Annotated in this window: 16 protein-coding genes and 1 riboswitch; of the genes, 6 read left to right on the top strand and 10 right to left on the bottom strand. The window is 71.8% G+C overall.

What is annotated here, in order from left to right:
* Positions 1 to 35 precede the first annotated feature (35 nt).
* Positions 36 to 470: a GNAT family N-acetyltransferase gene (locus OG230_RS04685; RefSeq protein ID WP_328908852.1), complete on the bottom strand. Its 435-nt coding sequence runs from the start codon at positions 468 to 470 to the stop codon at positions 36 to 38.
* 162 nt (positions 471 to 632) lie between these two features.
* Here OG230_RS04685 and OG230_RS04680 point away from each other — a divergent pair, with 162 nt between their 5' ends.
* The 3 genes from OG230_RS04680 to OG230_RS04670 all read left to right on the top strand — a co-directional run bounded on the left by OG230_RS04680 (position 633) and on the right by OG230_RS04670 (position 1,856).
* Complete coding sequence (locus tag OG230_RS04680) at positions 633 to 860, top strand: antitoxin (protein ID WP_328908851.1); 228 nt, start codon at positions 633 to 635, stop codon at positions 858 to 860.
* Positions 857 to 1,228 carry a fic family toxin-antitoxin system, toxin component gene (locus OG230_RS04675; RefSeq protein ID WP_328908850.1) on the top strand — a complete coding sequence of 124 codons (372 nt, stop codon included), beginning with the start codon at positions 857 to 859 and terminating at the stop codon, positions 1,226 to 1,228. Before OG230_RS04680 ends, OG230_RS04675 begins: the two co-directional genes overlap by 4 nt.
* Before the next feature lie 94 nt (positions 1,229 to 1,322).
* Positions 1,323 to 1,856, top strand: coding sequence for a hypothetical protein (locus OG230_RS04670; protein WP_328908849.1), 534 nt, complete (start codon positions 1,323 to 1,325; stop codon positions 1,854 to 1,856).
* A gap of 4 nt (positions 1,857 to 1,860) precedes the next feature.
* On the opposite strand, the gene OG230_RS04665 is transcribed toward OG230_RS04670, so the two are convergent.
* The 4 genes from OG230_RS04665 to bioB all read right to left on the bottom strand — a co-directional run bounded on the left by OG230_RS04665 (position 1,861) and on the right by bioB (position 5,803).
* Positions 1,861 to 2,538 carry a class I SAM-dependent methyltransferase gene (locus tag OG230_RS04665; RefSeq protein ID WP_328911306.1) on the bottom strand — a complete coding sequence of 226 codons (678 nt, stop codon included), beginning with the start codon at positions 2,536 to 2,538 and terminating at the stop codon, positions 1,861 to 1,863.
* A 71-nt stretch (positions 2,539 to 2,609) separates the two neighbouring features.
* Entirely contained in the window at positions 2,610 to 3,296 is a 687-nt protein-coding gene (bioD, locus tag OG230_RS04660) for a dethiobiotin synthase (protein ID WP_328908848.1), read from the bottom strand.
* Position 3,297: 1 nt separating this feature from the next.
* The gene (locus OG230_RS04655) at positions 3,298 to 4,602 is read right to left on the bottom strand and encodes an adenosylmethionine--8-amino-7-oxononanoate transaminase (protein WP_328908847.1); all 1,305 of its coding nucleotides are present in this window, start codon (positions 4,600 to 4,602) and stop codon (positions 3,298 to 3,300) included.
* Positions 4,595 to 5,803, bottom strand: a complete 1,209-nt coding sequence (gene bioB / locus OG230_RS04650) for a biotin synthase BioB (protein ID WP_328908846.1) — start codon at positions 5,801 to 5,803, stop codon at positions 4,595 to 4,597. Before bioB ends, OG230_RS04655 begins: the two co-directional genes overlap by 8 nt.
* Positions 5,804 to 5,946: 143 nt before the next feature.
* Here bioB and OG230_RS04645 point away from each other — a divergent pair, with 143 nt between their 5' ends.
* Positions 5,947 to 7,107: an 8-amino-7-oxononanoate synthase gene (locus OG230_RS04645; RefSeq protein ID WP_328908845.1), complete on the top strand. Its 1,161-nt coding sequence runs from the start codon at positions 5,947 to 5,949 to the stop codon at positions 7,105 to 7,107.
* On the opposite strand, the gene OG230_RS04640 is transcribed toward OG230_RS04645, so the two are convergent.
* Both OG230_RS04640 and OG230_RS04635 read right to left on the bottom strand, forming a co-directional pair.
* Positions 7,100 to 7,330, bottom strand: a complete 231-nt coding sequence (locus tag OG230_RS04640) for a DUF397 domain-containing protein (RefSeq protein ID WP_328908844.1) — start codon at positions 7,328 to 7,330, stop codon at positions 7,100 to 7,102. The two genes, OG230_RS04645 and OG230_RS04640, sit on opposite strands and share 8 nt — an antisense overlap.
* An 18-nt stretch (positions 7,331 to 7,348) precedes the next feature.
* Positions 7,349 to 8,215 (bottom strand): helix-turn-helix domain-containing protein, encoded by an 867-nt coding sequence (locus OG230_RS04635; RefSeq protein ID WP_328908843.1) that lies wholly within the window; start codon positions 8,213 to 8,215, stop codon positions 7,349 to 7,351.
* A 201-nt stretch (positions 8,216 to 8,416) separates the two neighbouring features.
* Between OG230_RS04635 and OG230_RS04630 the strand changes: the two genes are divergently transcribed.
* Complete coding sequence (locus OG230_RS04630; RefSeq protein ID WP_328908842.1) at positions 8,417 to 8,848, top strand: ATP-binding protein; 432 nt, start codon at positions 8,417 to 8,419, stop codon at positions 8,846 to 8,848.
* A gap of 17 nt (positions 8,849 to 8,865) precedes the next feature.
* On the opposite strand, the gene OG230_RS04625 is transcribed toward OG230_RS04630, so the two are convergent.
* Positions 8,866 to 9,783, bottom strand: a complete 918-nt coding sequence (locus OG230_RS04625) for a LysR family transcriptional regulator (RefSeq protein WP_328908841.1) — start codon at positions 9,781 to 9,783, stop codon at positions 8,866 to 8,868.
* A 72-nt stretch (positions 9,784 to 9,855) separates the two neighbouring features.
* Here OG230_RS04625 and OG230_RS04620 point away from each other — a divergent pair, with 72 nt between their 5' ends.
* Positions 9,856 to 10,497: a LysE family translocator gene (locus OG230_RS04620; RefSeq protein WP_328908840.1), complete on the top strand. Its 642-nt coding sequence runs from the start codon at positions 9,856 to 9,858 to the stop codon at positions 10,495 to 10,497.
* 17 nt (positions 10,498 to 10,514) lie between these two features.
* On the opposite strand, the gene OG230_RS04615 is transcribed toward OG230_RS04620, so the two are convergent.
* Both OG230_RS04615 and OG230_RS04610 read right to left on the bottom strand, forming a co-directional pair.
* Positions 10,515 to 10,985, bottom strand: coding sequence for a C40 family peptidase (locus tag OG230_RS04615; protein ID WP_328908839.1), 471 nt, complete (start codon positions 10,983 to 10,985; stop codon positions 10,515 to 10,517).
* Positions 10,986 to 10,988: 3 nt separating this feature from the next.
* Positions 10,989 to 11,153: riboswitch (cyclic di-AMP (ydaO/yuaA leader) on the bottom strand.
* Between the two features lie 371 nt (positions 11,154 to 11,524).
* Entirely contained in the window at positions 11,525 to 11,833 is a 309-nt protein-coding gene (locus OG230_RS04610; protein WP_328908838.1) for a hypothetical protein, read from the bottom strand.
* Positions 11,834 to 11,838 lie beyond the last annotated feature (5 nt).

Raw genomic sequence — 11,838 nt, 5'->3', positions numbered from 1 at the left:
CCGCGGGGCCCCGGCACGCCGCTCCGCCCGCGGTCTCAGCGGGTGAGGTGCTTCACCCAGCGGCTCCACTGGGGCTCCGGCGCGTACCCCGCGGCGCGCCACGCATGCCGGGCCAGGTCGTTGTGGTCGAGGACCATCGCGTCGCCGCGTCGCCCGCCCAGTTCGGTGAACCGTTCCTCCGCCGCCGCCAGCAGGGCGGCGCCGATGCCACGGCGGCGCCGGCCGGGATGGACCGCGAGCCGGTACAGATGGCACCGCCAGCCGTCGAAGCCGGCGATGACGGTGCCGGCCAGGACACCGTCGTGCTCCGCGAGGATCAGGGCGCCCGGGTCGCGGTCGATCAGCCGCCGTATGCCGTCCTGGTCGTCACTGATGCTGGTGCCTTCGGCGGCGACCTTCCAGAAGGCGAGGACATTGTCCAGGTCGGTGGATTCGGCAGCCCGTATCGCAAGATCATTCATGGCGGCCATCCCATCACCGGCCAGCCGGGAGCGTCGACCGGATTCCGGCATATGGGCGGGCCCGCCGACCGGGCCGCCCGCCCTGCGCCGTATCCGGTCCCGCAAGCACGTGTACGGGGCACGGCCCGCCTGGCCTTGCTGGTGCTAGCGGGTGCGCGCTAGCGTGATGGAGTGCCCAAGACCCAGTTGAACGTACGAGTGGACGAGGCCACCGCCGAGGCCGCGCGACAGCGTGCGCTGCAGAGGGGGATGAGTGTGAACCGGTACATCGAGGAGCTCGTGAAGCAGGACGCGGGCGAGGTGGGCCACACCTTCGTCGAAGCCGCGGCCGACTTCATGAAGCAGTACGAGTCGGTTTTCGCGGACGAGTTCGGTGCGGAGGGCGAAGGAGCCCGTTGAATCTGAAGATCGACCTTTCCTGGCTGCTGATGGTCGCCGAGCACAAGACGCCCGGTGATCCGCAGGTCGTCGACTGGGGCGCGCTCGTCGCCGCGGTCAGCCGTCACGAGGCGGAGATCTTCGGCAGCCCCGTGTACAGCGACCCGCACGCCCGGGCCGCCGCTCTCCTGCAGCTCCTGCTTCATGTGCCCGCGCTCGAACACTCCAACGCGATGTTCGCCTCGGCCGTCGCCTACGGCTATCTCGTGGCCTCGGGGCTGAAGGTCATCACCTCGCCCGAGCAGGTGCGCGACCTGGCCAGGCTGGTCAAGGAGGGCAAGGCCGACGTCCGGGCCATCGCCGCCGAACTGCGTCAGTGGAGCGTGTGATTCCGGACGCCCTGTCCGAGCGGGCCGTGGCGCATGGTGCGGGAGGTCGTCGGAATGCCCTCTTCCGCACCCGCGCGAGGCTAATGTCCCGGGCATGACACGCATAGCGCGCCTGAGAGGCATCGGACGGACCAGACGGATGACGGTCACCCTCGTCGGCACGGCAGCCGCGGTGGTCCTCGGCGTGGGCGGAGCCATCGCCGTCGGCGCCCCGGACGACGGGGGCACCTCGGGCGGGGTGACGGCGGGCGTGACGGGCGGTTCGGAGAGCGGCGACCCGACGCCCGTACCCACGGACGGCTCCGGTGGAACGGACGGCGGGACCGTCGGCACCACGGACGGCGGTTCGACCGGCGGCGTGGACAGCGGCGGTTCGGACAGCGGCGGGAGTGTCGGCGGTTCCGGCAGCACCGGTGGCGGGGAGCCGTCCGAATCCCCCGTCCCCTCGGAGGGCCCCGACCCGAGCGGCTCCGGTCAGCCGACACCCCCGGCCGATCTCGGCGAGCTCACCGCGCGCATCGGTGAACTCGAAGCGAAGGTCGACCAGTTGCCGACCAAACAGGAACTGGCCGACGCCCTGAGAGCCTTCGCGGACCAGCTGGACAGCGGCGGGCAGGGCGAGGACTGACGCGTCAGTCGTCCGAGAACGGACGGCGGGCCACACCCAGGACGCAGGGGGAGGAGGGGAGTTGCATCCCCTTCTCCGGAATCCGCAGCCTGCGGTACGTGCCCATCTCGAAGCCGGCCGCCTCGATCGCGGCGATCGTGTCCCGCGCCGTGTGACATCCGCCGAAGAGCAGCGGCCAGACCGTACGGTCCGCCATCCGCTGCGTCGTCGCCAGTGCGCGGCCCGGGGCCAGCCCGTGCTCGAAGAAGCGCAGCTCACCCCCGGGCCGCAGCACCCGCCTGATCTCGGCCAGGGCGCGCGGCAGATCCCGTACGGTGCACAGGACCAGGGAGGCCACCGCGGCGTCGAAGGCTTCGCTCTTCACCGGCAGGGCCTCGGCCGTACCGGGCACCACGTCCACCGGGACCTCCGCCCGCAGCGCGGCGCCGGCCGCCAGTTGGCGCAGCCTCCGTTCCGGCTCGATCGCCACGACCTCGGAGACGGCCGCCGGGTAGTGCGCGAAGTTCAGACCGTTGCCCGCGCCGATCTCGATCGCCCGGCCCGACAGGCCGGCCAGCAGCTCCACGCGATAGGCGGCCACGCCGCCCCTCGTGTCGGCGGCCACGCTCATCCGGGCGTAGAACCGGGCGAAGACGGGGTGGTGCACCGCGTCCCGCGGGATCTTCGTACTGCGCAGATGCATGGCGGCCTCCTCGAAGAACACGTTCGGCTTCTTCGATTCTCCCCCGAACGGGCCCGCTCAGCCGGTCGTCGTCACGCCCTCCGGTGCCCGCCGAGTGCCGGGGCCAGCCAACTCGCCGCGCGCGCCCTGAAGTCCTCCGGAGCCAGCGATCCCGCACCGGCCGGCACCGCGCCGAGCAGGGGAGCGCCTGCCGCGACCGGGAGGTCGTCGATATTGCACCGGGCGGCCAGATCCGGCTCGGCCGGCATGCTGCCCACCACCACGCCCAGACACTCCAGGCCACGGGCCCGCAGCGCCTCCGAGGTCAGCGCGGTGGAATTGAGCGTTCCGAGCCCCGCGGGGGTCACCACCAGCACCGGCGCGCCCAGCAGCCCGGCCACGTCCGCGAGCGTGGAGCCCTCGTCGTCGAACCGTACGAGCAGACCGCCCGCCCCCTCGACGAGCACCAGGTCGTACTCGGCCGCCAGCTTCCCGGCCGCCTCGGCCACCTCGTACGGACGCACCGGCGCGAGTCCGGCCCTGCGTGCGGCGGTCGCGGGGGCCAGCGGGTCGGGGAACCGGGCCAGTTCGACCGGCGTGACATGCCCGCCGGCGAGCCGCACCACCTCGGCCGCGTCCCCGGGTTCGCCGGGGGCGAGGCCGGTCTGGGCGGGCTTGAGCACGGCCACCCTGCGATCCCCGGCCACCGCGGCGATGGCCGCGGTCACCACGGTCTTTCCGATCTCGGTGCCGGTACCCGTCACCACCAGAATCGTCATCTCAGCCCTCCCGAGCCGCAGCGCACACGGCGCGACAGATCCGCGCCACGTCGTCGTCGCCGGTCACATACGGCGGCATGGTGTAGATGAGGTCGCGGAAGGGTCGCAGCCAGACCCCTTCCCGTACCGCCGCCCGGGTCGCGGCCTCCATGTCCACCTCGTGATCCAGCTGTACGACGCCGATGGCGCCCAGCACCCGGACGTCCAGCACCCCGGGCAGTCCGGCCGCCTCCGCGAGACCGTCCCGCAGCCCGGTGCCGATCCGCTTGACCTCCTGCTCCCAGTCCTGGCCCAGCAGCAGATCCACCGATGCGCAGGCCACCGCGGCGGCGAGCGGATTCCCCATGAACGTCGGGCCGTGCGCGAGGACGGGCACCTCGCCACTTGAGATGCCCTCGGCCACCCGGGAGGTGCACAGCGTCGCCGCCATCGTCAGATAGCCACCGGTCAGCGCCTTGCCGACGCACATGACATCCGGCGAGACGCCGGCGTGTCCGGCCGCGAACAACTGCCCCGTACGGCCGAAGCCCGTCGCGATCTCGTCGAACACCAGCAGCACGTCATGTGCGTCGCACGCCTCACGCAGCACGCGCAGATACGCGGGGGAGTGGAACCGCATGCCCCCGGCACCCTGCACCACCGGCTCCACGATCACCGCGGCCAGCTCATCGGCGTGGTCCGCGATCCGTGCCCGCAGATGGGCCACGTAGGCGTCGTCGGGCTCCGCGTCGAAGCCGTCCGGCGGCGCGTCCGCGAAGACCTGCCGGGGCAGTGCGCCCGACCACAGCTCATGCATCCCGCCCTCGGGATCGCACACCGACATCGGCTGCCAGGTGTCGCCGTGGTAGCCGCCGCGCCAGGTCAGCAGCCGCCGCTTGGCCGGCCTGCCGGCCGAGCGCCAGTACTGGAGACACATCTTCACGGCCACCTCGACCGACACCGAACCGGAATCGGAGAGGAACACGTGCTGCAACGGTTCCGGGGTGATCTCCACGAGCCGGGTCGCCAGACGCACGGCGGGCTCGTGCGTGAGCCCGCCGAACATCACGTGGCTCATCCGGTCCAGCTGGCCGCGCGCGGCCTCGTTGAGCACCGGGTGGTTGTAGCCGTGCACCGCGGACCACCAGGACGACATGCCGTCGACCAACTCGCGCTGCCCGTAAGCCTCTTCGGCGAGCCGGAGGCGCACACCGGACGCGGACTCCACGACCAGCGGTTCCTGACGGCCCGGCATCGGGCCATAGGGATGCCACACATGAGCCCGGTCCAGGGCGCGCAGCTCGGTGGGGGAGAGCGGCTCAGGCATTGGGCGCGAGGTCCGTCCCGGCACCGCGGCGGCGGACCGCCACCAGGTCCGTGCGCGCCGCCGGCACCTCGGAGGCGTCCGGGGCCGGCGCTTCGGCGGCGTCGCCGCAAGGAGCGCAGCCCCCGGCGTGCGAACCACAGCCTCCTTCGTGCGAGTCGCGGCCCCCGTCGTGCGAGCCGCAGCCACCGGCGGCCTGCGTGCGGTGCCTGGGCAGTGTCGTCGTGTCCGCGCCCTCCACCTCGAAACCGGCGTCCGCGATCATGTCCAGGTCGGTCTGGCCGGCCTGTCCCTCACTGGTCAGGTAGTCACCCAGGAAGATCGAGTTGACCAGGTTCAGGGCGAGCGGCTGCATCGAGCGCAGGTGGACCTCGCGACCACCCGCGAGCCGCACCTCGACGTCCGGGCAGACGAAGCGGACCATCGCGAGGATGCGCAGGCAGCGCTGCGGGGTGAGGTTCCACTCCTTCGCGAGCGGGGTGCCCTCGAACGGGATGAGGAAGTTCACCGGCACCGAGTCCGGGTCCAGCTCGCGCAGCGAGAAGACGACGTCGACGAGGTCCTCGTCGCTCTCGCCCATACCGGCGATCAGGCCGGAGCAGGCGGACAGCCCGGCGGCCTGCGCCTGCTGCACGGTCTCCACCCGGTCGGCGTAGGTGTGCGTGGTGGTGATCTCCCCGTACGTCCCCTCGGACGTGTTGAGGTTGTGGTTGTACGCGTCGGCACCCGCGGTACGCAGCCGCTCGGCCTGGCCGTCGGAGAGCAGGCCGAGACAGGCGCACACCTCGACGCCCTCGTTCTGGTCCTTGATCGCCTCGATGGTCTGCGACACCCGGTCGACGTCGCGGTCGGTCGGACCACGGCCGCTCGCCACCAGGCATACGCGCTTGGCGCCTCCCGCGACCCCGGCGGCCGCAGCCTTGGACGCCTCGTCCGGCTTCAGCCAGGTGTACTTGAGGATCTCGGCCTTCGAGCCGAGCCGCTGCGAGCAGTACGAGCAGTCCTCGGGGCAGAGCCCGGACTTCAGATTGACCAGATAGTTCAGTTTCACGCGCCGCCCGAACCACTGGCGGCGTACCCGCCCCGCGGCGGCCACCACGTCGAGCAGTTCGTCGTCCGAGGTCGCCAGCACGGCGAGCGCTTCTTCGCGGGTCGGCAGTTCGCGCCGCAGCCCCTTGTCCACCAGCGTGTTCAGCAGGTCCATGGCGATGATCCTGACGTACGGCACCGGTATCGGCCAAGGAGGAACCAGACAGAAGAGGCGGCGAAGGGTGTGGGTATTGCCACACCCTGACCCGCTGCGCCCGCGGCTAGGGTCTGTGAGCTGCCTACAAAAGGGACCACCTCATGTCCTTCGCCCCGTTCGACTGGATCGACTACGAGGCCCGCCGCCGTGCCGCTGCCGGACTCGTCCGCACCGTGCGCCCGCGCCCCGCCGAAACGGAACTGCTGGACCTCGCGAGCAACGACTACCTGGGACTCACCCGGCACCCCGAGGTCACGGCCGCCGCCGCCGACGCGGCACTTCGGTGGGGTGCGGGCGCCACCGGATCGCGGCTCGTCACCGGTTCCACCGACCTGCACGCCGCACTCGAACGCGAACTGGCGGCGTTCTGCGGATTCGAGGCGGCCCTGGTGTTCTCCTCGGGGTACGCGGCCAACCTCGCCGCCCTCACCGCGCTCTCCGGCCACGGCTCACTGATCGTCTCCGACGCGGGCAACCACGCCTCGATCGTCGACGGGTGCAGGCTCTCCCGGGCGGCTACGGCCGTGGTGCCGCACGCGGAGCCCGAGGCCGTACGCAAGGCCCTGCACGCGCACGACGGCCGCGCCCTGGCCGTGACCGACTCGGTCTTCTCGGTGGACGGCGACGCCGCCCCGCTGACCGCGCTCGCCGACGCGTGCCGGGCCGAGGACGCCGCCCTGCTGGTCGACGACGCGCACGGCCTGGGCGTCCTCGGAGAAGGCGGGCGCGGCGCGCTCGCCGCCTCCGGGCTCGCGGGCGGCGAGGGGATCGTCGCCACGCTCACCCTCTCCAAGTCCCTGGGCAGCCAGGGCGGAGCGGTCCTCGGACCGGCCCGGGTCATCGACCACCTGGTCAACACGGCGCGCACCTTCATCTTCGACACCGGACTCGCGCCGGCGGCGGTGGGCGGAGCCCTGGGCGCCCTGAACCTGCTGAAGCGCGAACCGGAGAGGGCCGACCGGGCCCGCGCGGTGGCCACGGCGCTGTACGAACGGCTGACCGCGGCCGGGCTCACGGCGGCCCGCCCCGATGCCGCGGTGGTGTCCGTCCGGGCGCCGTCCGCGGATACGGCGGTGCGCTGGGCGGCCGACTGCCGGGCGGCCGGAATCGCGGTGGGCTGTTTCCGGCCGCCGTCGGTGCCGGACGGGATCTCGCGGCTGAGGCTGACCGCGCGGGCAGATCTGACACCGGAGCAGATCACGGCCGCGGTGGCCACGATCGTGCGGACCGCTCCCGACGGAGCGTCGGTTCCGGTCAGCTGAGCGGGAGGCCGTGCAGCCCGGAGACGAAGGAGGACCAGGCCGTCGCGGAGAAGCGGAGCGGTGGCCGGTCCACGTCCTTCGAGTCCCGTACGGCGAGCCGTTCGCCACCGAGCGGCGCGGCTTCCACGCAGTTGTTCATTCCGGTGCTGCGGCTGCTGCGGCGCCACCGTGGTCCGGGGGGTGAGCCGGGCAGTGACGCGGGCGGGGCGAGGCGGTCGGACATGATGCCCTCCTCGGGCAGTCAGGCGGTCCGGTCGCCGCGGAGGATCGCGGCGATCAGGTCCAACGAACGCTCCGGCGACAGCGCGTGCGCCTGCAGGGTGCGGAAGGCCGAGCTGTACGCCTCAAGGTCTTCTTTCCGCTCCAGATAGAGGCTACTCGTCAAGTGGTCAAGAACGACCACATCCAGATCAGAAATGTTCGGAAAGGAGAAGATGACGAAAGGGCCGGTGAGCCCGACGTAGCCACCGACGCTGAAGGGAAGCAACTGGAGTTCCACGTGCGGTAATTGGGCCACCTGCGACAGATGGCGCAACTGCTCGCTCATGACCCGGGGACCGCCGACCTCGCGCCGCAGCACCGCTTCGTCGAGCACCGCGCTGAGCTTCAGGGGCGGGTCCGCCCGCAGCACTCCCTGCCGGGCCAGGCGCACGTCCACCAGGGAGTCGAGCTGCCCGGCCGGCAGCCCGTCCAGCGAGGCCGTCGTCACCGCCCGCGCGTAGTCGGCGGTCTGCAGCAGCCCGGGCACCACGGAGGTCTCCAAGGTGCGCACGGTCCCGGCCTGGGACTCCAGACTGATGAAGTCGCGGTACTGCGGCGGGATGAGACCGCGGTACGCGTGCCACCACCCCGTACCGCCGCCGCCCGCCGAGCCGGCGAGTGCTTCGAGAAGCGAGCACAGCTGGCGGTCGTCCACGCCGTAGGCGTCCAGCAGCCGGGACACGTCGGCCGGAGTCACACCGCTGGTGCCCGTCTCGATCCGGCTCACCTTCGACTGGTGCCAGCCGAGCAGCTGCGCGGCCTCCCGGCTCGTCAGTCCGGTCGTGTGGCGCAGACTCCTCAGCTCCTCGCCGAGCTTGCGCCGTCGCACCGCGGGGCCGTGCCGCATCGCCGGCCTCCCTCCTCCGCCATCGGCGGCCAGTGTGCCGCCCAAATACAGTCTTCCGTGGCAGAGTTCACCACTTTGGGCGACAGATATATGCATATCTTGGTGGATCGTCGTTACAGAGAGCGGCATCAGTGGCAATCTGGCGCGAAGCACAACCCTGCCGACCTCGGGTCGGCCGGGCCGGGAAGGGACGGGGCCGCCATGGCAGACCATCAAGAAGCATCCGTCACTCTGCCGAGCGATCCGGTCTCGGTCTCCTCGGCGCGCAGATACGTGGCCCGGGTACTCACGGACTGGGGCCTCCCGGACGACACCGAGATCGCCGACAGCATCCGCCTGATCGTCTCCGAGCTGGCCACCAACGCCGTGCAGCACACGCTCGGGCAGTCGCCCACCTTCACCGTGGACCTCCGGCTCGACCGGGACGAGGAGCTGCGGCTGGGAGTGACGGACAGTCACCCCCGCTGGCCCCGGCGCCTTCCCGCGGCCGTCCAGCAGGACAACGGGCGGGGCATGGTCATCATCCGCTGTCTGGCCAAGGAGTGCGGCGGGCGGCTCACCGTGAGTCCCACGGCCGAGGGGGGCAAGACGGTCTGGATCGAGCTTCCCTGGACCGTTCCCGTCCAGAGCTGATCCCGGAGAACGGCCGGTCAGTGGGCCGTGGCCGCGCGGCCGAAGCCACTGCGCAACAGCGCCGTCAGTGTCGCGGCAGCCGCGGTCGCCCGGTCACCGCGGTGCACCACCGAAATGGTCCGCCGGAAGGCGGCGGGGTCGAGCCGTCGTACGGCGAGCGGCGTCGGAGACATCGCGGCGACCATCTCCGGCACCACCGCCGCCCCGAGCCCCGCGCTGACCAGGGCGCACACCAGCCCGTAGCCGGGGGACTCGCACACCACGGCGGGCGTCGCCCCCGCCTCGGCCAGGGCGCTCTCCACGCCGCGCCGGGGCGGATGCGTCGGCGCGCTGCTGATCAGCGGCCGGCCCGCCAGCTCGGTCACCGGAAGCCGTCCCGTGCCCTCCGCGAGGACCTGGCCGACGGCTGTGATCACGACCAGTTCCTCCACCAGCAGCGGTTCGGCGGCGACCCCCGCGGGCAGCGGATCGGCGACGGCCGGCTCGTACGCGTGGGTCAGTGCGAGATCCACCTCGCCCGAGGCCACGGCGGCGACCCCGCTGGGCGGCTCGAAATCGGCCACGGTCAGTTCGACGTCCGGGTGGGCCCGCCGGAACGCGCTCAGCACCGGCGGCAGCAGATGGATGCCTGCCGTCGTGAACGTGGCGACCCGCAGCCGCCCGCCGGACAGCCCGGAGAGCCGTGCCAGCTCGTGACGGGCCTGGTCCATCTCGTCCAGGACCCGCCTGGCCCGCCCCGCCAGCAGCTCACCGGCCGCCGTGAGCCGCGCGCCGCGGTGATGGCGTACCAGCAGCTCGGCACCGGCCTCCCGCTCCAGCTTGGCCAGCTGCTGCGAGAGCGCGGGGGCGGTGTAGCCCAGGCGGGCCGCCGCGCGCGTGATCGAACCGGCCTCGGCGACCGCCACCAGCGCCGCCAGGCGCGTCGGGTCGTACATTAAGCGTTCCTTTTGGCAGACCCAGAAGATTGCAAGTACACGCTAAAGGGTCGGCCGGTCCATGGTGTACCCATGGACGCACAACTGCTGGCCTTCACCGGAGTCGCCGCGGGAATGGTGGCACTGCCGGGAGCCGACTTCACCGTGGTCGTACGCAACGCTCTGGCCTCGCGGCGGGCCGGGGTGGCCACCGCGCTGGGAGTCGCCGGGGGCCTGCTGGTGCACACCGCGCTCGCCGTGGCGGGCCTCGCCGCGGTGCTGGTGACGATGCCCGTGCTCTTCCGCACCGTCCAGCTGCTCGGCGGCGCGTACGTGCTCTACCTCGGGCTGAGCGCGCTGTACGCGATACGGCGGCGTCCGGCGACCGCCGGAACGGCTCAGGACGCGGCACCGGAACAGGCGCCCGAAGCGCTCGGGCGCTCGCTGCGGCAGGGATTCCTGACCAACGCCCTGAATCCCAAGGCGCCCGTCCTCTTCCTCAGTCTGCTGCCCCAGTTCGTACCGGACGGCCAGGCCCCACTGCCGCGAACGCTGCTGCTCGCGGCAGTCGTCGTCCTGCTGGCCCTCGTGTGGTTCCCGGCCGTGGCCCTGCTCGTGGACCGGCTCGGCCGGTGGCTGCGCCGGCCGCGTACCGCCCGGGCGATCGAGGGTGGCAGCGGCGCGGCACTCACCGCGCTGGGGCTCGTGCTGGTGGGTGGGCCCCTGCTGCACTGAGGCGGCAGGGGCTCCGGTCAGCGCACCCGTCCGTACCAGACGCTCTTGGACCAGATCCGTTCCAGGCGCACGACGGACCCGGACTTCGGGGAGTGCCAGATCCGCCCGTGGCCGGCGTAGATGCCCACGTGGTAGACGCTGCGGCCGTAGTGGAAGAAGACTAGGTCGCCGCGCTGCCGCTTCGAGGAGGAGATGTGGCGGGTCTTGTTGTACTGCTGCTGGGCCGTGCGGGGGAGCTTCTTGCCCACCCTTTTGAACGAGTACAGCGTGAGGCCCGAACAGTCGAACCTGCGGGGGCCCGCGGCTCCGTACTTGTAGGGCGAACCCTTCTTCGAGGCGGCGATCTTGAGCGCCTTCGTCGAATGAGTGGCCGCCTCGGCATCGTTCACGATGCCCGGGGCCATCATGGTGGTGCCGAGAGCGAGCGTGAGCACCGAGGCCGTACCGGCCCGGGCGAGAAGTGACGGGACATGAACCTGCGCAGACATGCGCAACCCTTCGTCAGCCGCCTGTGAAGGATGACCTGTCGGGTTCGGGCTGGCGAAGTTGCCCGGCCGCACGCAGCGGCTTCACCCCGAGGGACGGCCGGTCTCCCGGTCGACCCGTTGTGCTCGGGTCCTCCACTCCTGCCGATCCACTCCTGTCGACCAGTCATCCGGACAGCGGCAGGACTCGGCGTCCGCCCGGACCGCCCCGCCGCGGTGGCGGGGGCTTGTCGTCCCAGGGATCTTGACTCACGGACTGCCGGTTTTCCGAGCTGAAACGGTGTTATGTGAGGCTCGTCACCACTGATCCATTCGGGTGGACAGGGTGGATTTGCGTCGGGATCACGAGGCCCCGACCGGCCTCGTACCAGCGGCGGAGCGCCAGATTCCGCCCACAGTGCACACGCTTCGCGCAAGTTGAGCTGTCCCTCGTGAGGGGGACGGCCTACGCCGAACGAGCGAGGAAATTCGGTCCGGGCATCGGGCGTGTCGCCCGTGCGCCCGAAAAGCGCTCCGGAAAAGGGAGTCGGGGAAGCGGCTGATCAACTCGTGCCGACGGGGGGTACGGTGACCCGCTCCGCGCGCCGCTCCCCGTCGAGCACCCGCAACGCCCGCGCCAGGGTGCCCGCGTGGATCTGCGTCTCGCCCCGCTCGTGCATCGAGGTGAGGGCGTCGCGCAGCGCTCCGGCCCGGGAGGCCAGCGCCTGTGCTGCCCTCAGCGCGCTGTAGGTGTCGCTGCCGCGCGCCGGGTTGATCCGGCCCAGTTGGTCGAGCACTTCCAAGTAGCAGTCGATGAACTCCCCCTCGGCGCGGGTCAGTGCGGGGAGTGGCGGGAACTCCGGTGGCAGCATCGGCG

Source organism: Streptomyces sp. NBC_00234 (assembly GCF_036195325.1).
Taxonomy (GTDB): domain Bacteria; phylum Actinomycetota; class Actinomycetes; order Streptomycetales; family Streptomycetaceae; genus Streptomyces.
The sequence above is the reverse complement of the archived record's forward strand: the minus strand, read 5'-3'. Positions and strand labels throughout refer to the sequence as shown.